General features: G+C 43.6%; 13 protein-coding genes. 7 read left to right on the top strand and 6 right to left on the bottom strand.

Going from position 1 to position 23,116, the window contains the following annotated elements; genetic code table 11:
- Positions 1 to 242 precede the first annotated feature (242 nt).
- A complete protein-coding gene (locus tag QWZ01_RS00590; protein ID WP_290321265.1) occupies positions 243 to 2,156 on the bottom strand; it encodes an AMP-dependent synthetase/ligase in 1,914 nt (637 codons plus the stop codon).
- A 156-nt stretch (positions 2,157 to 2,312) separates the two neighbouring features.
- Here QWZ01_RS00590 and QWZ01_RS00585 point away from each other — a divergent pair, with 156 nt between their 5' ends.
- Positions 2,313 to 3,815, top strand: coding sequence for a cryptochrome/photolyase family protein (locus tag QWZ01_RS00585; RefSeq protein ID WP_290321264.1), 1,503 nt, complete (start codon positions 2,313 to 2,315; stop codon positions 3,813 to 3,815).
- A gap of 123 nt (positions 3,816 to 3,938) precedes the next feature.
- On the opposite strand, the gene QWZ01_RS00580 is transcribed toward QWZ01_RS00585, so the two are convergent.
- The 3 genes from QWZ01_RS00580 to QWZ01_RS00570 all read right to left on the bottom strand — a co-directional run bounded on the left by QWZ01_RS00580 (position 3,939) and on the right by QWZ01_RS00570 (position 9,925).
- The gene (locus tag QWZ01_RS00580; RefSeq protein WP_290321263.1) at positions 3,939 to 4,535 is read right to left on the bottom strand and encodes a short chain dehydrogenase; all 597 of its coding nucleotides are present in this window, start codon (positions 4,533 to 4,535) and stop codon (positions 3,939 to 3,941) included.
- A gap of 343 nt (positions 4,536 to 4,878) precedes the next feature.
- A complete protein-coding gene (locus QWZ01_RS00575) occupies positions 4,879 to 5,919 on the bottom strand; it encodes a glycoside hydrolase family 43 protein (RefSeq protein WP_290321262.1) in 1,041 nt (346 codons plus the stop codon).
- A gap of 10 nt (positions 5,920 to 5,929) precedes the next feature.
- Complete coding sequence (locus QWZ01_RS00570; protein ID WP_290321261.1) at positions 5,930 to 9,925, bottom strand: hybrid sensor histidine kinase/response regulator transcription factor; 3,996 nt, start codon at positions 9,923 to 9,925, stop codon at positions 5,930 to 5,932.
- A gap of 215 nt (positions 9,926 to 10,140) precedes the next feature.
- Here QWZ01_RS00570 and QWZ01_RS00565 point away from each other — a divergent pair, with 215 nt between their 5' ends.
- The 5 genes from QWZ01_RS00565 (at position 10,141) to pckA (ending at position 18,344) form a co-directional block, all read left to right on the top strand.
- The gene (locus QWZ01_RS00565) at positions 10,141 to 12,216 is read left to right on the top strand and encodes a beta-L-arabinofuranosidase domain-containing protein (protein ID WP_290321260.1); all 2,076 of its coding nucleotides are present in this window, start codon (positions 10,141 to 10,143) and stop codon (positions 12,214 to 12,216) included.
- Between the two features lie 23 nt (positions 12,217 to 12,239).
- Complete coding sequence (locus tag QWZ01_RS00560) at positions 12,240 to 13,277, top strand: family 43 glycosylhydrolase (protein WP_290321259.1); 1,038 nt, start codon at positions 12,240 to 12,242, stop codon at positions 13,275 to 13,277.
- A gap of 26 nt (positions 13,278 to 13,303) precedes the next feature.
- Positions 13,304 to 14,377, top strand: a complete 1,074-nt coding sequence (locus QWZ01_RS00555; RefSeq protein ID WP_290321258.1) for a cellulase family glycosylhydrolase — start codon at positions 13,304 to 13,306, stop codon at positions 14,375 to 14,377.
- The gene (locus QWZ01_RS00550; protein ID WP_290321257.1) at positions 14,378 to 16,474 is read left to right on the top strand and encodes a CehA/McbA family metallohydrolase domain-containing protein; all 2,097 of its coding nucleotides are present in this window, start codon (positions 14,378 to 14,380) and stop codon (positions 16,472 to 16,474) included.
- Positions 16,475 to 16,748: 274 nt separating this feature from the next.
- The gene (gene pckA, locus QWZ01_RS00545) at positions 16,749 to 18,344 is read left to right on the top strand and encodes a phosphoenolpyruvate carboxykinase (ATP) (protein WP_290321256.1); all 1,596 of its coding nucleotides are present in this window, start codon (positions 16,749 to 16,751) and stop codon (positions 18,342 to 18,344) included.
- Between the two features lie 136 nt (positions 18,345 to 18,480).
- Here pckA and fbp read toward each other — a convergent pair whose 3' ends face one another.
- Both fbp and QWZ01_RS00535 read right to left on the bottom strand, forming a co-directional pair.
- Positions 18,481 to 19,515, bottom strand: a complete 1,035-nt coding sequence (fbp, locus tag QWZ01_RS00540) for a class 1 fructose-bisphosphatase (RefSeq protein WP_290321255.1) — start codon at positions 19,513 to 19,515, stop codon at positions 18,481 to 18,483.
- A 164-nt stretch (positions 19,516 to 19,679) separates the two neighbouring features.
- Positions 19,680 to 21,572, bottom strand: a complete 1,893-nt coding sequence (locus tag QWZ01_RS00535) for an AAA domain-containing protein (RefSeq protein ID WP_290321253.1) — start codon at positions 21,570 to 21,572, stop codon at positions 19,680 to 19,682.
- 301 nt (positions 21,573 to 21,873) lie between these two features.
- Between QWZ01_RS00535 and QWZ01_RS00530 the strand changes: the two genes are divergently transcribed.
- A complete protein-coding gene (locus QWZ01_RS00530) occupies positions 21,874 to 23,079 on the top strand; it encodes an efflux RND transporter periplasmic adaptor subunit (RefSeq protein ID WP_290321252.1) in 1,206 nt (401 codons plus the stop codon).
- Positions 23,080 to 23,116 lie beyond the last annotated feature (37 nt).

Raw genomic sequence — 23,116 nt, 5'->3', positions numbered from 1 at the left:
TATTTGATTTTTGTGATTGCGTTGATTTGTTCCTAAGACTTCTAATGTATCATTGCGATTTAGCCTCACCCAACCCTCTCCAAAGGAGAGGGCTTTAAAATACTTTGAAGTCTCCCCTTTCGGGGGAGATTTAGAGGGGGCTTTTGTTTCATACCTTGCATGGCGCGGTGGAAATCAAAGCAATCATTAAAATCAAAAAATAATCAGCGGTCAAAATCACCGCAATTAATCAAGAATCACAGTCAATCCGCCTCTGTTTCTTGCAGGTACATCGCGTCAATATCGGCGGCGTATTTCTTTTCAATTACCTTGCGTTTGGCTTTCATGGTAGGGGTTATCTCGCCATCGTCCATGCTGAAAGGGTTGCGTTTTACCTTGAAGGCTTTTATACGTTCAAACTTGGCCAGTTCGTTGCTAAGTTTGCGCAGGTCCTGACCAATCCAGTCAACCAGTTCTTTGTCTTCTATAAAAACGTCGGGCTGTTCAAAAAAGGCATCTTTAAGACCAAAAGTTTCCTGCATGGTTTCGCGCGAAGGAACGATAATGGCGGTAATGTATTCGCGTTTATCGCCTACTAAAAATATCTGCTCAATTTTGGGGCTCTTGAGGTAGGTGTTCTCAACCGGGGTTGGGTAAATGTTTTTGCCGTACGCGTTTACCAGCATGTTTTTAAGGCGATCTGTTATTTGCAGGTTGCCGCGATAAAAACGGCCGATATCGCCTGTGTGAAACCAGCCATCCTTATCAATAACGGTGGCTGTTTCTTCGGGTTTGTTCCAGTAGCCCTTCATAACACAATGCCCGCGAACAATGATCTCACCTTCTTCCGATTGCAGATCTTCCTTGAACGAGTCGTGAGTTTGTATGGTGTAAATATGTTGATTATCTACATTTTGTATAGCCACTTCAATACCGGGTATTATGCGGCCAACGGTACCGTAAATTACACGGTGATGCTCGGTAACAGCCATAACCGGCGATGTTTCGGTAAGGCCGAAACCTTCGAGTATGATAATACCCAGATCGCCAAAAAATTCACCGATGTTTTTGGGCAGCGCGCCACCTCCCGATACCATGAATTTTAAACGCCCGCCGGTTTTTTCTTTTATTTTGCTGAATACCAGCTTTTCGGCCAATTTTTGCTGGCTGCTTAATATCAGCCCCGGTGTTTTGCCTGCTTCTTTAACCAGGCGGAATTTTTTACCGGTTTCCAGTGCCCACAAAAATATTTTTGATTTTACGCCTCCGGCCGATGTGCCATTCTTGATGGCTCTGTCATGAATACGTTCAAGCAGGCGGGGCACACAGTTTAATACGGTTGGCTTAACCTCGGCCATATTTTTGGCCAATAGTTCAAGGCTTTGAGCAAACGCAATCCTGCAACCTTTATAAAGGCATATATGATAAGTAGCCGTACGCTCAAAAACATGCGATAGCGGCAGGAACGACAAGAACAGATCGGTTTTTTCGATAAAAGGGATCTGTATAAGGCTGTTAATTACGTTTTGAGTGAGATTGTGGTGCGTAAGCATTACACCTTTTGGTATACCCGTAGTGCCCGATGTATAAATAAGGCAGGAAACATCAGTTGTTAAAATGGCCTCCCGGGCAGCATTAATGGCAAGGTGATATTGATCAACCAGGGTTAAGCCTTCGGCTATTAACTGGTTAAAACCAATAACCCCGGCATTAAGGTTAAGTTTATCAGTGTATTTTTCAAAATCTTCAAATGCAGGTATAATGCGGATCAGCGATTCGCAGCTGTTAGCCACCTTCAGCACTTTGCGAAAAAGGAAAGGATTACCCGCTATAATAGTTTTAGCGCCCGAATCATTCAGGATATACTCAATCTCGTTTTCGGTAAGTGTAGGATATATAGAAGTATTTATGGCGCCAATCTGTTGCAGGGCCTGGTCATAGTATACATAATCGGGGCCGTTCTCGATGAGCAGGGCAAGGCGGTCGCCTTTTTGCACACCCATGTGCAGGAACCAAGCCGATATGGCGTCTATTTTATCCAGTGCCTGCCTGTAAGTTATCTCAACCCAGGTATCCTTTACTTTGTGAAGCAAAAAGGTTTCACTATCGGGGTGTATGTTGGCTACAACATTACGTATAAAGCCCGGAACGGTTGATGGTTCAATTACCTGGTTCATTAAATATAAACTGATTTATGAGCGTCAAACTTATGTTTTTTAATGCTAAAACTAAAATCAAATGGTGTATATCCCCACATTAGGTTAAAGCCTAATTGTGATGCTGTAAAACATATTGGCTTAATAAAATATTAGATAGATAAACCATTCAGTTATATGGAGCAAGCCAGCGCAGTTATCATTTTTCCGCACCAGTTATTTAAGCAGCATCCGGCTGTAAATAAAGTCCGTACAGTTTATTTAGTGGAGGAAACCTTATTCTTTAACCAGTATAATTTTAACAAAAAAAAGCTGGTACTGCACAGGGCATCTATGAAATATTATGCAGATCATCTCAGTGAAAAAGGCATAAAGGTTCATTATATAGATGCCCGGGACGCTATGGCCGATGTACGCCTGTTAATTAACCATCTGGCTAAACAAAGCATAACGCAAATACACTTTGCCGATGTGGCCGATAACTGGCTCGACCGAAGACTCACACGCACTTGTGCCAAAAATAATATTCAATTAGTTAAGTACCCTACACCTAACTTTTTAAATGATGTTGCCGATGTAACCGATTTCTTTAATGAACGAAAAACCTATTTCCAAACAGACTTCTATATATCACAACGCAAACAGCGCGGCATTTTGCTGGAGACGGATGGCAAACCGATAGGCGGCAAGTGGACCTATGATAGCGAGAACAGGCTTCGCTTCCCCAAAAATGAAGTAGTACCGTTGCTGAATATACCGCCGCCAAATGAATATGTGAATGAGGCTATGCAATATGTAAACAAGTATTTTGAAGGCAATTATGGCACAACCTCATCGCCTTTTGGAAATCTGAAAGGATTTTATCCGGTAACACACGACGATGCCGAAAAATGGCTTGATGATTTTCTGGAACAGCGTTTATATCATTTCGGTATTTATGAGGATGCCATGGTGGCTAATGAAAGCTTTTTATATCATTCGGTATTGTCGCCCTTGATCAATGTTGGTTTGCTTGATCCGCAGCAAGTGATAAACCGGACGTTGGATTTTGCGGCCGACCGGGAGATTCCTCTGAACTCGCTCGAAGGTTTTATCAGGCAGATCATGGGTTGGCGCGAATTTATTCATATAGTGTACGAACGGGAAGGCTCGCGGCAACGAACCAAAAACTATTGGGGCTTTAAACGGAAGATCCCGGCATCGTTCTGGAACGGAACCACGGGTATTCACCCGGTTGATGTGGTTATTAAAAAGGTACTGGCCACCGGCTATACCCACCATATTGAAAGACTGATGGTGATGGGGAACTTTATGCTGCTTTGCGAGTTTGACCCTGATGATGTGTATCGCTGGTTTACGGAAATGTATATTGATGCCTATGATTGGGTAATGGTGCCCAATACCTACGGCATGACCCAATTTGCCGATGGTGGGCTGATGATGACCAAGCCCTACATCAGCGGCAGCAATTACTTGTTAAAAATGGGCGATTGGAAAAAGGGCCCTTGGCAGCAGATTTGGGATGGTTTGTTTTGGCGCTTTATGCACGTGCACCGGAATTTTTTTGAAAACAACCCACGATTAAGCATGCTTGTACGTTCATTTGATAAAATGCCCGCAGAAAAAAGAAAGGCACATTTAACTCATGCTGACAGTTTTTTACAAGCTTTAGATAAATAAACTAATTGATCAGGCTGCTGTGCCGGAGATAGACACACGGCTCATTGACGCCTAATTATAATTAAAGCGGAACACTGCAAGACGTTCCGCTTTTTAATTAATTTTTATTGGAGGAAAAGTTTTTTACCAAACCTCAAATACCTGCCCGGTTAAAGGGCCGAATACGCTTTTGTAATAGGCGTTGGCAACCTTATCCATAGAAACTGGGATATGGCCCGGGAAGTAGGGGAAATAATCGGGTGAGTCTTCAACAACGCCGGCACTAACCGCATTAATACGCACTCCGTTTTCCAGTTCAATGGCCGCGGCTTTGGCAAATGAGTTGATGGCTGCGTTAACTGTACTCAGGTTTGAAGCCATGATGACAGGATCCTGCGCCAGAATGCCGGAGGTAAGGGTGAACGAGCCTTTAGCATTAACATAATGCTGACCAACCAATACCAGGTTAACCTGACCCAAAAGCTTACTTTGCAGCCCTATATTAAAATCTTTAGCCGTCATTGATTTAAACGGGCCCATGTAGCCGCTGCCGGTAACACTTACCAAGGCATCAAAGTTGCCAATCTGTTTATAAAATGCTTCGATAGATTCGGTTGAGGTAATATCAACCTGTAAATCGCCGCTTTTTGATCCGGCAGTAATAATTTCATTTTCACCACGAACAGCTTCTGTTACCTTTTTGCCTATGGTACCGCTGGCGCCTACAATAACTATTTTCATATAATAATTTTTTAGGAAATAAATAATGGTTTGGTATTCAGAAATAAAGACCAGTTTAGGAATAATGTTTCAGAGAATAAATGATTTTTATATAAAAAAACATTAGGCTGATTTTTCGACTAAATAATGGCACATTTGTCTGAACCAGGATTAAACAGATTTACCGGATCAGAGGATTTTTCTTCACTTTTAAATAATCGCGGTAATTCATTAATCCGAAAAATCGTGGTTCAGACTAATTCGCGATTGCCACGCTTCGCTCGCAATGACAAGTTTTTAAGGCCTCTGCATGCAATCTCTCAACAAGCTCGGGATGGCGGCTCGGTAAGGGGCATTCATCAGTCTACTCCTTTGGTACGGACATCTCCACACCTGTTTTTAATGGGATACCAAAGTTAGGAGAGCCATCAGGATTCCAGGTGAATTTTTGGGCACGGGGAGAACGGTCTTTGCCGCAACCCTGGCCGGGTTGGGAATTGGCATGATAAAGTATCCAATCTTCCTTGCCATTTGGCGATTTGAAGAAAGAATTATGGCCAGGCGCGTAAACTTCATTCTCCGGCGATTGCTTGAAAACCGGCTCAGCCGATTTTTTCCATGAGGCCGGGTCAAGTAAATTGCTGTTTGTTGTTGTGCTGAGCATTCCAAGGGCATAATAATCTGTCCAGCAGCCACTGGCCGAGTAGATCAGGAATAATTGGTTTTTATGCTTTAATATTTCAGGTCCTTCGTTAACGTTTACGTGAGCGGGGTTGTTATCATCATGCAGATCGCCATATTTTTCCCATTGATATTCTGGGCTCGAAATTTTAACCCGCTCGCTGCCTATTGTAATCGGGTCTTTCATTTTAGCGATGTAAATATTTTGCTGGCCGTTCTGGTCACCTTCCCATCCGGCCCATATCATATACAGCTGACCTTTGTTTTCAAAAACAGAACCATCAATAGCCCATTTATTGGTGCTGTCGTTAACCTGGCCTTTGAAGGCCCATTCGCCTTTCATCGGGTCGGGCGATGGGTTTTCAAGCACATACATGCGGTGGTGGTTGTTGCTACCATCATCGGCGGCAAAATACATATACCAGCGTCCTCGTAAAAAGTGAAGTTCAGGGGCCCAAAGCTCTTTGGAATAAGGCCTTCCTGCAGGCGGTACCCAGATAGTTTTTTTCTCGGCATTGGCCAGGTCGGTAATGCGTTTTGTTTTCCATATCACCAGGCGGCTTCCCATGCTGTTGGTATAATAATAGTATCCGTTTTTATAGATAACCCATGGGTCGGCACCTGATGGCAGCAGGGGATTGGTAAAAGTAGCTTTGGCTTGCTGCGCCAAACAGGTCGCGGCGGTTAATATAAAAAGGCAAAGTGTGGTGATGATCTTTTTCATAGGGCAGGGTTTAGTTGAACGATCGCGTTTTAAGGTTTTTTTTATTTTGCTGATACTCGGTAGGGGTAGTGCCAAACTGCTTTAAAAAATTACGCCCCAGATGCGATTGCGAATTATAGCCAACCATAGCCGCTACTTCATAAATTTTATAGTCGCCCTCTTCCAGTAGCTTGGCTGCTGCTTTTAGCCGGGTAATATTGATGAGCTCATTAATAGTAAGGTTTGATATGGCCTTAACCTTTCGATACAGCGTAGGCTTGCTCATGTTCATTAAGCCCGCAATTTGTTCAACATCAAGATCGGGATTTTGAATGTTGGTGTTGATGGCCGCGTTAAGCTTATCTAAAAAGCTTTCATCAGGTTTGGAGTAGGCCATGGTGTTGATATTGGCCAGCGGCGAGCTTGCAAAGCGCTCGCGTATTTTACTGCGGTTAATAAGCAGGTTGGCTATCTGCACCTGTAAATGCTCAGGCGAAAAAGGTTTTTCGATATAGGCATCGGCACCCACCTCCAAGCCTTCTATTTTACTTTGAAGGGTATTTTTAGCGGTAAGCAATATGATAGGAATGTGGCTGTAATCAAAGTTGGTCTTTATTTTTTTGCATAGTTCAAAGCCATCCATCACCGGCATCATCACGTCGCTGATAATCAGCTGTATGCTCTCGATGCCCAGCATATCAAATGCTTCCTGCCCGTTAAGGGCTTTAATAACCGAATATTTGTCACTCAGATCGTCCGAAATAAAATCAAGTATCTCGGGGTTATCATCCACTAAAAGTATAATAGGTTTCATAAAATCAATATCCTCCTCTTGAGTTTTATCGGCCTGTTCATAATCGTCAGGCAGGTTATACAGATCAAATTCTTTTTCCTGATGAACAGGCAGGGTTAGCATAAAGGTGTTAAGATCACTAATTGGTTTATTTAAGGCCAGTATGCCCTGGTGCAGTTCGGCCAGTGAACGTGATAATGATAAGCCAATGCCTGTGCCTATTTGCTTTTCAGATTCCTTGAGGCGAAAGAACGGCTCAAATATCTTCTCGCGCATTTCAAAGGGAACTACATAACCATTGTTTCTTACCTCTACAGAAAACGTGGAATCGCTCTCGGGGGTATCAAGCAACTCAACTTCTACAACAGATTTACCATATTTTATAGCGTTACTAATGAGGTTGCTTATAATTTTGGTAAAGGCCTCAATATCTACATAGGCATACAGACTCTTATGCTGAATAAACTCATAACTCATGTTCTTTTGCTCGGCCAGCGGCTTAAACCTTAAAAAGGTATCGGCAAGCAGTTGGGTAATATCGGCTTTAACAAAGCTCAGACTAAAGTTATTGGTTTCGGTTTTGCGGAAATCAAGGAGCTGATTGGTAAGGTCGAGAAGACGGTTGGTGTTCTTCTCCATGATCTGCAGGTTGTTCTCTATTTCGGGTACGCTGCCGGCCTTTTTGATCACTTTTTCCATAGGGCCCTTAATAAGGGTTAACGGTGTCCTGATCTCGTGCGCTATATTGGTAAAAAACTCAATCTTGGCATTATATATCTGTTTCTCTTTATCATTCTCCAGTATCTCTATCAGGCGTTTGTTTTTATTGCGGATCCTGATATGATACTGGTTCAACAGGTAATGAGCGGTTATTAATATGAGTAAGGCATAAGCCATGTAAGCCCAAATGCTTTTCCAAAAAGGCGGGCTTATAAAAATATCGAGCTGGGTTTCACGAGGTGGCCATATACCATCATAATTGGCGGCTTTAACAATAAAGGTATAGTGACCCGGCAGCAATTGTGTAAAGTAAACCTTACGGTTGGTTTTTAATACTGTCCAGCCCTTGTCAAGGCCTTTCATGATGTATTTATACTGGGTCATCTGTGGCGATGGATAACTCAGGGCCGCAAAGTCAATACTAAATGACGATTGGTTATAATTAAGCCTGATTTTTTTAGTGCATATGATAGAACGCTGCAATAACGAATCGCTGCTGTTAACGGAAATTTCCTGGTTATGCACCTGGAAACCTGTTATGTATACCGGAGCAACAAAATTGTTGGGTTTAAACTGTGTGGGATTAAAACTAACCATACCCTTTACACAGCCAAAATACATGGTGCCATCGGCATCCTTAAATGCCGAATTATAATTGAACTGATCGCTGAGCAGTCCGGTAGCCTTGGTGTAAATTTTTATGTTCCTGTTGGTAATGTTTAGGCAAACCAAGCCACGTGTGGTACTTACCCAAAGGTTTTTATGATCATCTTCCAGTATCCTGAAAATGTAATTGCTGGGGAAACCATTGCCGAGGTTATAAAACTTAAAGGTTTTTTTTACCGGATCATAATTCCATAAACCAAGGCCCTCTGTTGCCAACCATAGCTGGTGGTCGGTATCTTCAAATATGCTGTTTACCGAACTGCTGTTAAGCTGATTGGTTATGGTATCGGGCTTATTTAATTTGCCGCCCAGATTGGTAGCCGGGTCATAAAAATAAGCGCCGTCATGTACTGTACCTACCCATATTTTACCGCTGTGATCTTCAATTATATTGTAAATAAAATCATAGGGTGGCACCCCGTTAACCGTGCTGAAATCTTTTGATGCCTCATTATACTTGTACAGCCCTCGTGTGGTACCAACTAATATTACCCCGCTGCGGGTTTTACAAAAAGTGATAATGAAATTACTCTTGAGCATATTATCGGCCTTACCCGCCAGGTAATGCCGGGTAACTTTGCCGCTGGGGATATCTAAAATATCCAGCCCGCGCTCAAAGGTGCCTACAAACAATTCGTTGCCATTGGCCAGCAGGCCGTGTATGTTGGTATTTGATATGCTGCTTTTTCCGCCGGGGAAATAATGTGTCCAGGTACTTTTATCGGGGCTAAGTTTGTTAAGGCCATTATCTTCGGTACCCATCCATAGGTTACCGTACATATCCTTGCAAATTTCGCGCACTACGTTACCCTGCAGCCCGGTTTTATCAGAGCCGGGATAAAACTTGTTAAAGGTGGAGTATTGCTTGGGGTAGTAGTTTACGCCGCCAAAGTAGGTGCCTGCCCATATACCGCCTTCGGCATCTTTATAAAGCGTATAGACGGCGTTGTCTGATATGGAGTAGGGATCATTATAATGTTTTTTAAGGTTCTGGAAACTTCCTTTAGGTACATCATAAATAAACACGCCCGATTCTGTAGCTATCCAAAACTCATTGTCGTTATATTTTACAAAATCGCGTACAAATATTTCGGTCTTGTTTGGGTTGTAGGTTAACAGATCGCGGTATGCACCGGTAAGGCAATTAAATTCTTTAAAGCCCTGATTGCTTGTGCCTACAAATATTTTGTTATTACCTGCGCCATAAATTTTCTCGATAAAGTTTGATGCTACAGGCTTGGAGTTTTTAAAAACGTTGTAACTGATAAACGTATGGTTTACCGAATCCAATTTCTCCAATGAGCCTGACGCCGATGATGTCCAAACTGAACCATCGGTATTGATGGCTATAGAGGTAGCCTCAAAATGTTGAAAAGATTTATAATCGGTTATTTTACCTGTTTTGCCATCGTGTTTTAATAATAATGGGCCGGCAACAAACCATATGTTGTTATGCTCATCATTTACAATACACCGTACAGCATCAGTGTTTGATGGGTTGATATGGGTAAAGGTTTCGGTTTTAAAATCATAACGGTCAAGTCCCTGGTCATTACCTATCCATAGGTTACCAGCTTTGTCAAGACACAGCGCGTGTATCATATCGCTTGATACGCTGTTTTTATTGGCCGGATCGTGCCTGAAAGTTTTAAAAGTGTAACCGTCAAAGCGGTTAAGACCATCCTTGGTGCCAAACCATAGGAAGCCATGCTTATCCTGCAAGGTGCAGTAAACCGTATTGTTCGACAAACCCTGCTCTACCTGGTAATGCCTGAAGTAGTACGACTGGGCACTGCAAATATTAAAGGGCAGCAGTAATAATAAATAAAGTAAGTATAAAGGTTTCAAATCGTTTGCTAAACAAATATAGCCATTCTGGGCAAGGGTTTTCGTTATGGTAAAAATTGATACGTTTTGACTAATTATTGATAAGATTTGGTTAATCTCTGCCAGTTAAAATGCATTTTCTTTACACATCAATTATAGATATTTTTACCCTGCATTGTTTTAAAATAAAACGCCCGTCTACATCGCGAGGCTATATAAAACTGTATTACCGGCCAATGATAAACTTTAAAAACAAAACTAATCCTTTAAAAAAAGGCCTTTTAACGCTTGCTGTAATGAGCTCAGGTCTTTGTACCGTAACAGCCCAAACAGGCATTAAGGCAACTACCGTAAATCAGGTTAACAACCAGCAGTTAAATGCATTTTATGTAAACAACCGCACCCCGCTGCAAAAACAGTATTTTACTAAACTGCCCGTTGGCAGTATTAAAGCAGGCGGCTGGCTTAAAAAAGCCCTGGAGCTGCAACGCGACGGACTTACAGGCAATTTGGGCGAAATTAGTATATGGCTTTCAAAAACCAATAATGCATGGCTCAATAAAGAGGGTAAGGGTGAGTACGGCTGGGAAGAGCTGCCTTACTGGCTAAAGGGTTATGCCAACATTGGCTACATGCTGGGCGATAAAAAAATGATTGCCGAAGCTAAATTCTGGATTGATGCTGTGTTGAATAACCAGCGCGATAACGGCGATTTTGGCCCTGACCGGAAAAACAAAGGTAACCGCGACCTGTGGACTAACATGCCCATGCTCTGGTGCCTGCAATCATACTATGAATATAGTAAGGACCCAAGGGTAATCCCTTTCATGACCAAATATTTCAAATATGAGCTTTCTATACCTGATGATCAGTTTTTGGAGGATTACTGGGAAAATAGCCGTGGCGGCGATAACATGACCAGTGTATACTGGCTGTACAACCGCACCGGCGATAAGTTTTTACTTGATCTGGCAGCCAAGCTGGATAGGAACACCGCCAACTGGCGCCAGGCCAATAACCTGCCCAACTGGCATAATGTGAACGTGGCGCAGTGTTTCCGCGAACCAGCTACCTTTTATCTGCAAAGTCATGATAAAAAAGATCTTGATGCTACCTATAACGATTTTAAACTGATCCGCGCAATGTACGGTCAGGTGCCGGGAGGCATGTTCGGGGCCGATGAAAACGCCCGCAAGGGTTATGATGATCCTCGCCAGGCTGTAGAAACCTGTGGTATGGTTGAGCAAATGACGTCAGACCAAATGCTGCTGGGCAATACCGGCGATACCTTTTGGGCCGAAAACTGTGAGGATGTGGCTTTTAATACCTTCTCGGCAGCCTTTATGCCCGATTATCGCTCTTTGCGTTATTTAACTGCACCCAACATGGTAGTAAGTGACAGTAAAGATCATCATCCTGGTATATCCAACGAAGGTCCGTTTTTAATGATGAACCCATTCAGCAGTCGCTGTTGCCAGCATAACCATGCTGCAGGCTGGGTTTATTACGCCGAAAACAGCTGGATGGCTACGCCTGATAATGGTTTAGCCGCGCAGTTATATACTGAAGGACAGGTAAGCGCAAAAGTAGGCAATGGCACGGCGATAAGCCTTGCCGAAACTACCAGATACCCGTTTGAAGATCAGGTTGCTATCACGGTAAATACAGCAAAGGCTGTTAATTTTCCGCTATACCTGCGCATACCCGAGTGGTGCAAAAATGCTACGGTTAAAGTGAACGGACAGGCTGTTGCGGTAAACACAAGTACAGGAAGCTACATCAAACTGGATAAAACCTGGAAAAACGGCGATAAGATAACCCTTCAACTACCAATGCAATTGAAGGTAAGGCAGTGGGCTGCCAACAAAAATAGCGTGAGTGTAAATTATGGTCCGCTTACTTACTCGTTAAAAATTGATGAACAATATACCCGTCAGGATGGCCGTAAAGCCACTCAGGGCGATTCGCACTGGCAAGCCACAGCCGATCCGGAGAAATGGCCGTCGTATGAGATCCACCCGGCATCAGCCTGGAACTACGGTTTATTAATAGACGAGCAGCACCCGGAAAAATCTATAGCGGTTGTTCATCGCAACTGGCCAAAGGATAATAATCCATTCACCAATACAAATGCGCCCATCGAACTCAAAGTTAAAGGCCGCCAAATTCCTGGTTGGACAATTGATCAGTATGGCCTGTGCGGTGTATTGCCGCAAAGCCCTGTGAAAACGGATAAGCCGGTATCGGAGTTAACGCTGGTACCTATGGGCGGTGCAAGGCTGAGGATATCATCATTCCCCGTAACAGAATAACCTATAAGTTTAAAAAGATAAAATTGAAAGGCATTACAAAAATCCTGACCCTGTTGTTATTAGGTACATTGTCTGTAAGGGCGCAAACCCAACAGGCCATAACTCATCAGCCGCCATCGCCATTATTTCGCGACCCGATATATGACGGCGCCGCTGATCCTGTACTGGCCTATAACCATACAGAAAAGGAATGGACAATGCTGTATACCCAGCGCCGGGCCAATGTACAATCGCCGGGGGTAGCTTTTTGTTATGGTACGGCTATAGGGGTTGCCACATCAAAAGATAATGGCCATAGCTGGGTATATAAAGGTGCCTTAAACCTTGAATTTGAGCAGGGGCAAAACACCTTCTGGGCTCCCGATGTGGTGTACGAAAAAAGTATTTATCACATGTTTGTGGCCTACATAAGTGGTGTCAGGAGTCAATGGGGTGGCGACGCGCATTTGCTGCATTATACCAGTAAAAACCTTTGGAACTGGAAATATGAAGGTCGCTTGAATTTGCCAGATCATAACATTATCGACCCAACTTTATTAAAGCTGCCCGATGGTAAATGGCATATGTGGTATAAAGATCAAAAGCTGGGCAGCATCACCATGATGGCAGAAAGTACCGATCTCATTAACTGGAAAGTTGCCGATAAGACCGCTATTAATGGCCAATCGCACGAGGGCCCAAAGATATTCAGGTTTAAGGATTATTACTGGATGATAACTGACGAGTGGCGGGGACAACGGGTTTACCGCTCAAAAGATGCGCAAGCATGGGAACGTCAGGGTATGATATTGGATACTCCCGGTCACCGCCCGGAAGATACCCCAACAGGTGCCCATGCCGATGTAGTGATCAGTGATGATCATGCATACATTATATATTTCACGCATCCCGGTCGTAAAACGCATCAGGATGAAGGCGGGTTGGATGCAGACGGTAGTTATTCTTACGCTACCAAACGTACATCAATACATGCAGCCGAACTGGAATTTACAAATGGCACGCTAACATGCGATAGGGATAAACCTTTTAACTTTTGGCTTACCGAAGCTGGCGATAAATAAAAATTAACAATGTTAACTTACATAAAATGCAAAACAAACTAAAAGTACTGGCCATAGCAGCGTTTATGGCTTTGGGCACACAAACCTATGCCCAGCAAAAGCAGGCAGGCGTATGGCCAACCGCAAAAGCAAATAGTTGGTATGCCAAGCATCAGTGGCTGGTAGGCAGCGATTTTATTCCAAGTACAGCCATTAACCAGTTGGAGATGTGGCAGGCCGATACCTTTGATCCTAAAACCATTGATAAGGAATTGGGCTATGCGCAGGGTATAGGCATGAATGTGATGCGTGTATTTCTGCACCACCTGGCCTGGCAGCAGGATCCTGAAGGCTTTAAAAAGCGTGTAGATGAATATCTTACCATATCAAGTAAGCATGGTATACAAACCATGTTTGTGTTTTTTGACGATTGCTGGAACAAAGAGCCTAAAACAGGTAAACAGCCTGCGCCAAAACCAGGTGTACATAACTCAGGCTGGTGGCAGGATCCGGGCCAACCTGCTTCTGAAGATCCGGCTAATTTCCCTCCGCTTGAAAAATACGTGAAAGATGTATTGAAACGCTTTAGTAGCGATAAACGCATCCTGTTATGGGATCTGTACAACGAACCGGGCAACTCCAACAAAGGTGATAAATCATTACCGCTGTTGAAAAGTGTTTTCAAGTGGGCAAGGGAAGTGAACCCAAGTCAGCCGGTAAGCGCAGGCTTATGGTCATGGGGGTTGGAGAACCTGAATAAGTTTCAGGCCGATAATTCAGATATCATCACCTATCATGACTATACACCTGAAGGTGATCACCTGAAAACCGTACAGTTTTTGAAATTGCTTGGCCGTCCGCTTATTTGTACCGAATATATGGCGCGCAAACGCAATAGCCTGTTCAGTACGGTATTGCCTATGCTGAAAAAAGAAAATGTAGGAGCTATTAACTGGGGTTTTGTATCGGGCAAAACAAATACAATTTATGCATGGGATACCCCAATACCCGATGGCAGCGAGCCTGAACTGTGGTTTCATGATATTTTCCGCAAGGACGGCACACCTTACAAACCCGAAGAAACCGAGCTTATTAAAAGCTTAACCAACAGAGGCAAATAAATGAATAGGCGGATCAAATATTTAATACTGGGTGGCTTTACGTTGGCTATGCTAAATGCGTGGCAGCTTTGTGCGCAAAGCATCAACACAAAAAGCTTTAATCCTAAATCTGGAGTAAGTTTAAAAACCGGTGCAGGTCAAGTAACTGTTACATGGCCAGCTGGTGATAACAGCAATGGCCGCCTGGTGCTTAACTTGCAAAAGGATGCGCCGTTGTTTAAAAGCATGCAGCTGAGTAAAAATGGCGTATACCAACAGGTTATTAATGATGTTGATCCGCAGTTTGTGCTTACCGAAGGTAAACGCGACCTGGTATCGCAAAACGGCTGGAATATATTTTTTGATAAGGTCCCATTAAAACCGCACCATTCTTACAAAGTAAAGTTCACTAAAGGCGAAGCCAGGATAAGCACCGCTGGCTCCCGTACCATCATCAATATTGCCGGGGTAGAAGCACCCAACTTTAAAGGTGAATTGGAAATTACGCTTTATAATGGTCAGCCGCTTTTTAATGTGGCAGCTGTTATATCTACGCAGGTAGATTCTACCGCCATTTTGTACGATGCGGGTTTGGTAGCCAAACAACAACCTGTAAAAAAAGTAAGCTGGAGCGATGTGTATGATCACCTGCAAACCAGTGATAACAGAAGTGCCGATACAGCTAATAACCTCGCCGTAAAATACCGAACCATCATCGGTTCAAATGCGGGCGGTAGTATCGCGGTATTCCCGGCTCCACACCAGTACTTTTATCCGCTTGATGAGGCATTTAACCTCAAATTTGTTTGGTATGGTAGTAATTACCGCGATATACTAAAAGGTTACGGAATGGGCATCAGGCAGGAACTTACGGGCGATAGACGTTACGTGCCCTGGTTTAATGCACCTCCGGGCACACGGCAAAGGCTTAACTTTTTTTGCCTGTTAAGTACGGGTAACGCGGCACGTTTGTTGGCAAATGTTAAGCAATATACTCATAACGATAGCTACAAGCCCCTGTCTGGCTTTAAGACCATGACCAGCCATTTTCACAACGAGTTTATTATGAGCGTTGTGCTGGCCGGTAAACCCGTTCCGGATAGCCCTAAGTTTGTTGATGTTTTTAAAAAGTTAGGCGTAAACATTGTTCACCTGGCCGAATTTCATTATACGGCGCATCCTAAAGGGCCCGATGAGCAGCGTTTATTAGAGTTGAAATCATTGTTTGAACAATGCAAACGCTTGTCATCATCCAATTTTTTATTGTTACCTGGCGAGGAACCGAATGAGTTTTTTGGTGGTCATTGGCTGCAGTTTTTCCCGAAACCGGTCTACTGGATCATGTCGCGCAAGGCAGGAACGCCATTTGAAACTACCGATGCCGAGCATGGTAAAATTTACCACATAGGTGATAAAAATGATATGCTGGCGCTGCTTAAAGCCGAAAACGGATTGGCATGGACCGCCCACGCGCGTACCAAAGGCTCAACCGGTTTTCCGGATGCTTACAAGGATGAAGCCTTTTACCGTTCTGACAGATTTTTGGGAGCTGCATGGAAAGCCCTGCCTGCCGATCTTTCGCAACCCCGCTTAGGTAAACGTGCGCTTGATCTGCTTGATGATATGAACAACTGGGGGCTGCGTAAAAAAATGCTCTCTGAAGCCGATCTGTTTAGCATTGAGCCAGAGAATGAAATGTATGCCCATTTAAACGTCAACTATCTGCAACTCAAAAAACAGCCCGATTTTAAAGATGGCTGGCAGCCCGTGCTTGATGTTTTGGAGCAGGGCAGGTTTTTTTCAACCACGGGTGAGATACTGATCAATGATTTTACGATAAATGGTCATCAATCAGGGGAAACTATACAATTGCCCGCCAGTGGCAAATGCACAGTAAGCTTTAAAGCCGACTGGACATTCCCATTGAATTTTGCGGAGATAGTTTCGGGCGATGGCAAAAAGATTTATCGCAAACGCATCAATCTTAATGGTACAAAGGCTTTTGGCAACCAAACGTTTGCCGTTATGCTTGATATGAAAGACCGCACCTGGGCGCGGTTAGAAATATGGGATGCCGCTGCCAACGGCGCCTACACACAAACAATTTGGTTTAAATAATCGGATAATTTTTTTCAGGGCCCGATACACAATATGTGCACATGATCTGTGAAAATATTGTGCATCAGGCCTTTTTTTGCCCATTTCTGTCAATAATACAGCTATAAATATTAAAATTTTTCTAAGCGTTATTTATAAAGATAACAGCTTGATTAGTAATAGCAAATGACTTAGTGTATTGAATACAAGTTATTGATTATCAGTTAATATGTATTTTGAAATGCATATTTGGAATCTTAGTTTTGTTATAACCAATTATAAATTTTAATGTTGTATGGGACAAAACATTAACAAGAAAACAACTATTCAGTTGAGTTTTCCGGAGTTTAATAATGCTCCAAATATTCATTACCAACTATCGCCAGAAACACTTGAAAAAGCCGCATTGGGGCGTGGAGAAGGCTATTTAACAGACCAGGGCGCCCTGGCTATTGATACCGGGGAGTTTACCGGCAGGTCGCCGAAAGACCGTTTTATTGTATCGGATAATATTACAAAAAATACGATTTGGTGGAGTGATATTAATATACCAATTGATACAGAAGTGTTTGATAGTCTGTACACTAAGGTAGTGACATACTTAAATAGCCAGGAAATTTTTGTGCGGGATGCCATGGTATGTGCAGAAAAAGAGCATCGTTTAACCCTGCGGGTGATCACTGAAGATGCCAGTCAGAACCTGTTTGCCTACAACCTTTTTTTACGTCCTGATGGGCCTTTTGTACCTGAATGGACGATCATCTCAGCTCCTGGCTTTAAGGCCAACCCGGCGGTTGATGGTACCCGGCAGCATAATTTTTCGATCATCAACTTTACGCGTAAAATAATCCTCATAGGAGGCACAGGCTATACCGGCGAAATAAAGAAAGCCGTATTCAGTGTGCTTAACTTTTTGCTTCCGCAGCAAAACATCCTCACTATGCATTGTGCTGCCAACAAGGGGGCTAATGGTGATACAGCTATATTCTTCGGCTTATCTGGCACAGGGAAAACTACACTCTCAGCTGATCCTGAACGCCGGTTAATCGGTGACGATGAGCATGGCTGGGGGCCAAACAGTGTTTTTAACTTTGAAGGCGGATGCTACGCCAAGATAGCCGGCCTTACAGCCGAAAAAGAGCCGCAGATATACGAGGCCATTAAACCTGGTGCACTTCTGGAGAATGTTTGCTTTCACGGCTCCTCAAACAGGGTGGATTTTGATAACTTATCCAAAACGGAAAATATCCGCCTGTCATACCCGTTGGATTATATCAGTAATTCGGTAAGCCCGGCAGTGGGCGATGTGCCGAAGAATATATTCTTTTTAACGGCAGATGCTTTTGGTGTGTTGCCGCCCATTTCAAAGCTAACCCGGGCACAGGCTATGTATTATTTTTTATCGGGCTACACCGCCAAAGTTGCGGGAACGGAATGTGGTATCAATGAGCCGGAGGCTACTTTCTCGGCTTGTTTCGGGCGGGCGTTTTTACCACTTCATCCCATAAAGTACGCTGAAATGTTGGGCGAAAAGCTGGATAAATATCCCATCAATGTATGGCTCATCAACACCGGTTGGACGGGCGGCGCTTATGGCACCGGTACACGGATCAAATTAAACTATACCCGCGCCATGATCAAAGCCGCGCTTGATGGTCAGTTGGATAACGTGCCTTACCAAAAGCTACCCATTTTTGACCTGATGATACCGGCATGGTGCGCAGGAGTGCCAACGGAATTGCTAAACCCGGTAAATACCTGGGCCGATCCTTATCAGTATGCAGAAAAGGCAAATCATCTGGCTATGCTGTTTAGACAGAACTGCAGCCAGTACAAGAATTTTTCTGACGGTATGTTATGCTCAGTAGGGCCCGCAGCAAAGGCCGCATAGATATTTAATCTGAATTTTATGTAGAAATAGAACCATGTTAATTGCGAGGGGCGAAGCAAGGCTTATGCTTAGTATCTGCTCTATACGATCTTAAAAATTGCTTCGTGCCTCACAATAACATGTTTTCTTAAACGGTTTATCCTACCAGACTGATATTGGGTAAATCTTCTGACTGGGCCATAAATTCTTCGGCTTTCAATACCATTTCCTCCGAACCCATAAATATTGGTGTACGCTGGTGCAGCGAATTAACATCGAGCTCCAAAATGCGTTTTTTATACCCGTTTGTGGCTTTCCCACCGGCTTGTTCTACAATGAAAGACATTGGGTTACATTCGTAAACAAGCCGCAGTTTTCCACCTGGAGCGGCTGCCGTTACGGGATAAATAAAAATGCCACCTTTGATCATGCTCCGGTGCAGATCGGCGATCATAGAGCCTACGTAACGTGAACTATAAGGGCGATTGGTGGCCGGGTCCTCCACCTGGCAATATTTAATATACGATTTTACACCCTGCGGGAAGTGTACGTAATTACCTTCGTTAATAGAATATACGTGCCCGGTTTTAGGGAACTGCATTTCGGGGTGCGATAAGCAGAACTCGCCGATAGATGGATCAAGCGTAAAGCCGTTAACGCCCCTGCCGGTGGTATAAACCAACATGGTTGATGTACCATATATAATATAGCCCGCTGCTACCTGGTTTACGCCTTTTTGTAAAACATCGTCAAGAGTTGCCCGGCCTTCAGTACTTTGCCTCCGGTATATAGAAAAGATGGTACCAACAGAAACGTTCACATCTATATTGGATGAGCCATCAAGCGGATCAATAGCTACAATATATTTGGCATCCAGGGATACGTCTGTATCCAGCATCACAATTTCTTCGTTTTCTTCAGATGCTACTATGCAGCATTCGCCGCCATTCTTGAGTGCAGCTATAAATTGTTCGTTAGCGTAAATATCCAGTTTCTGCTGGGTTTCGCCCTGTATGTTGGTGCTGCCTGCCTGGCCCAATATATCAACCAGGCCGGCTTTATTTACTTCGCGATTAACAATTTTGGCGGCAATGCCTATGTCGCGCAGTAATCTTGAAAGTTCGCCTTTGGCATAAGGATGGTCGGCCTGTTTTTCAATGATAAATTGTCCTAAAGTTTTGATAGGATTCATGGTCTTAGTGTATTAAATACGTAGTTACTTACTCTTGGTTTTGTACAAGATAGTTATAAAACAACACTAAAATTCAACAAAATAGCACATTTATCTCCGGTAACGTTTGCGCTTTTTACACTATTGTGTAACTAATGCGCTAAAATTGCATTTTTGCTACAAGCTCAGTCGCCGGCATAGGTCCAGGCGCTTTCATAAGCGTTAAGGCCTTCTGCATAGTCAATAAAATTGGCATAAAATGGCAGGCGTGTTAGTGTTGAGCTATCGCCGATAACTACCAGTTTTTTTCTGGCCCGGGTTAAGGCCACATTCATCCGCCTGATGTCTGAAAGAAATCCTATCTCGCCCTCGGTATTACTTCGCGTCATGCTGATGTATACCACATCACGTTCCTGGCCCTGAAAGCTATCTACAGTGTTCACAGCTATATAATCGGCATACTGGATTAGCTCGGGATGAGCTGCCAGCTGCTCATTCAATACCCTAATCTGTTCTTTATAAGGCGCTATTACGGCTATAGTAGGAAAATCAGCCGGGTTAAGACCTGCGGCAAGCTTGGCCAGGTGTTTCAGTAAAAATGCGGCTTCTTCAGGGTTGGCCAAACTTGTACCTTGTAGCTGTTCATCAAAACCACAACCTGCGGTATCAATGAATGAAACAGGCATATCTCCCTCAAACAACAAGCGCTGGGCTACTGCAATATTAGCTTTAAGCCGGCCCTCATAAAATACATTTGATGAAAAGCCCATAATGGCCTCGTTCATCCGGTATTGTTCTTCCAGCAATACAACCGCCTCGGGATGCAGGGCGGCACATTTTTCAAGCAGGGTAGTGCTCAACCCATCTTTTGCTGCCTCTGCCGATTTAATAGTAGGAGGAAGCTGGCAATGATCGCCGGCCAGTATTACTTTCTGCGCTTTAAGTATCGGGATCCAGCAGGCAGGTTCCAGGGCCTGGCCAGCCTCATCAATAACTACGGTATCAAATAACACATCGCGGATAGTGTAATGGTTGGCGCCTACCAGTGTGGCGGTGATAACCTGGGCTTTGGCTACCAGATCATCAATTATGTGCTGTTCGGTGGCGGCTACATCTTTCATGATCTTGTGCGCTTCGTTGAATAATGCCTTACGCTGGTCACGCTCGGCTTTGCCAAAGCTGCGTTTGTATTTGTGGGCCATGTCTTTATAAGCGCTGGCCTGTTTCTTTAGTTTTTTAACCTCTTTGTTATCCCGGTGTTCAGCCATTTTGCTATCGAGCGTAAGCGAGAACAATTTTTCAGATACCCGTGCAGGGTTGCCTATACGCAGCACGTTAAGGCCCTCGTCGGTAAGCTTTTCGCTGAGCAGATCAACGGCGGTATTACTTGGGGCAACCACCAGTATTTGTTTCTTATTTAGCTGATGGAGGGCTATGATAGCCTGTACAAGCGTAGTGGTTTTGCCGGTACCCGGCGGGCCATGTACAACGGCAAGATCCTGTGCTGATAATATCTTCTGAACCGCGGCGGCTTGAGAGGCATTCAGTCGCGGTACAGCTACCGGAGGTAAGGTATTGAACGAAGCTGTTTTTAGTCCGGTAAGAATATTGATCAGGCGACCTTCCTGTGGTTTGGCACTTAGCGCAGAAGCTTGTTTAAGGGCGCTCTGCATTTCGTCGTAACTGTTGTTATCAAATAGCAGATCGATACCCAGTTTACCATCACGACTCCAGTCGGGGAGTTCATCAGTATATAAAGTGATTTTAAGCCTATCGTTATTTACATAGGTAATGGTACCCTCTACGCGATCTTTTTGAGGATCATGATTGGAGAATAAGGCAGCAGGCACACCAAAGCGAAACTGGTGGGCCATATCTTTATGGGTAGTACGTTCTATTTCAACATTAATGTAATCTCCGCGGCCTGGTTCTGTGCCGCGTATGGCAACAGGATACCAGCTTAGGCCCTGCGCGCGCCTATCGGCCGCGCCTGTATTTTCGGTAAGTTTTAAGTAAGCGTTACGGTCCTCCTCCTTTTCTTTGTTAAGCAGATCAAGGAGCTTTTTGAAATAATCCATCACTTGCAAAGGTAAGGTTTTTGGACTATGGGATTTTTGGACTATGGGATTGTGGGACTTTTGGACTATGAGACTGTGGGATCTAAGAACAAAATTTATCCAATACAGTATCGTCTTTACAAATTCATTATAGTCTCAAAATCCCATACTCCCATAGTCAAATAGTCTCAAATAGTCTTAATATCCATATTTATATAAGAATACTCCCAGAGGCTGTAACATAAATAACATTTAACTGTCAAAATAAAAAATTATACCGTATTTTTCGGCAGGAAGACCTTGCCCTAAATATTTACCTTATATGACGTTTATCAAATCCTGCAAAAAATATTATCCACCCATAACTCAAAAAACGAGGCTGTTTATTGCGGCCGTGTTATTGCCGACGGTATTAACCTCTTGTGGCAATAGCCAAAAACAAGGTGGCGGTGCACCGGGGCAGGAGGCAGTAGATTATAAGGTGATTACACTTCAACCACGACAGGCTACACTAAATGTTGATTATCCTGCCAGTATACAGGGGCAGCAGAATATTGAGATAAGGCCCAAAATTGATGGATATGTAGAGAAAATATTTGTTGATGAAGGCACTATTGTAAAAAAAGGCCAGCTCTTGTTTAAAATAAATGCTCCGCAATATGAACAGGAGGTGCGCACTGCGGAAGCCGGTATAAAAACCGCAGAGGCCGACCTCAGCATGGCCAAAATGCAGGTGAACAAAGTAAGACCACTGGTTGAAAAGGATATTATCAGCCATTATGAGCTGGAAGCTGCCGAATATACGCAGCAGTCAAAGGCAGCAGCCCTGGCCCAGGCTAAGGCAAGTTTGGTAAATGCCAAAGTTAATTTAGGGTATACTACTATCACCAGCCCGGTAAATGGGGTTATAGGTTCGTTGCCATATAAACTAGGCAGTTTGGTAACCAGCTCCACAACTGATCCTTTAACAACGGTTTATAATACTGCCAATGTTTATGTTTATTTTGCCTTGAACGAGAAACAATTACTTGATTTTAGTAAAGACAGCACAGGCGCAACCTCGCTCAAATCAAAAATAAGTAAACTGCCAAGCGTATCGCTTATACTGCCTGACGGATCAACATATGCACATCCCGGCCGTGTTGAAACAGTGAACGGACTTATCAATACAGCAACAGGCTCTGCAAATGTGAGGGCCGATTTTCCTAACCCCAGGGGCATGATTCGCAGTGGCAGCAGCGCTATGGTACGCATACCTAACGCTATAAAAACAGGTTTGTTGATCCCGCAAAGTTCTACTTATGAATTACAGGACAAACGCTTTGTATACCTGGTTGATAAACAGAATAAAGTCAAGAACGTAGCCATCAAAGTGATGGATAATACTGCCGGTCAGTTTTATGTAGTAACGGAAGGATTACAAGCCGGTGATAAAATTGTATTGGAAAGCGCCAACAATTTAAGGGACGGTACACCTGTTAAGCCGGTGAACGTTAGTGATGGCTCAGTATACGGCAGCCTTAAATAATCAGGTGTTTTTAATTTTCAATTCTGCAAAAGCAATA

Source organism: Mucilaginibacter aquaedulcis, from assembly GCF_030409325.1.
Lineage (GTDB): Bacteria > Bacteroidota > Bacteroidia > Sphingobacteriales > Sphingobacteriaceae > Mucilaginibacter > Mucilaginibacter aquaedulcis.
This window is presented reverse-complemented; position numbering and strand designations above follow the sequence as displayed.

What these genes read in the sequence shown, in the direction of transcription:
- QWZ01_RS00590 (WP_290321265.1), bottom strand. Translation starts at nt 2,156, where the DNA reads ATGAACCAGGTAATTGAACCATCAACCGTTCCGGGCTTTATACGTAAT.
- QWZ01_RS00585 (WP_290321264.1), top strand. Translation starts at nt 2,313, where the DNA reads ATGGAGCAAGCCAGCGCAGTTATCATTTTTCCGCACCAGTTATTTAAG.
- QWZ01_RS00580 (WP_290321263.1), bottom strand. Translation starts at nt 4,535, where the DNA reads ATGAAAATAGTTATTGTAGGCGCCAGCGGTACCATAGGCAAAAAGGTA.
- QWZ01_RS00575 (WP_290321262.1), bottom strand. Translation starts at nt 5,919, where the DNA reads ATGAAAAAGATCATCACCACACTTTGCCTTTTTATATTAACCGCCGCG.
- QWZ01_RS00565 (WP_290321260.1), top strand. Translation starts at nt 10,141, where the DNA reads ATGATAAACTTTAAAAACAAAACTAATCCTTTAAAAAAAGGCCTTTTA.
- QWZ01_RS00555 (WP_290321258.1), top strand. Translation starts at nt 13,304, where the DNA reads ATGCAAAACAAACTAAAAGTACTGGCCATAGCAGCGTTTATGGCTTTG.
- QWZ01_RS00550 (WP_290321257.1), top strand. Translation starts at nt 14,378, where the DNA reads ATGAATAGGCGGATCAAATATTTAATACTGGGTGGCTTTACGTTGGCT.
- pckA (WP_290321256.1), top strand. Translation starts at nt 16,749, where the DNA reads ATGGGACAAAACATTAACAAGAAAACAACTATTCAGTTGAGTTTTCCG.
- fbp (WP_290321255.1), bottom strand. Translation starts at nt 19,515, where the DNA reads ATGAATCCTATCAAAACTTTAGGACAATTTATCATTGAAAAACAGGCC.
- QWZ01_RS00535 (WP_290321253.1), bottom strand. Translation starts at nt 21,572, where the DNA reads ATGGATTATTTCAAAAAGCTCCTTGATCTGCTTAACAAAGAAAAGGAG.
- QWZ01_RS00530 (WP_290321252.1), top strand. Translation starts at nt 21,874, where the DNA reads ATGACGTTTATCAAATCCTGCAAAAAATATTATCCACCCATAACTCAA.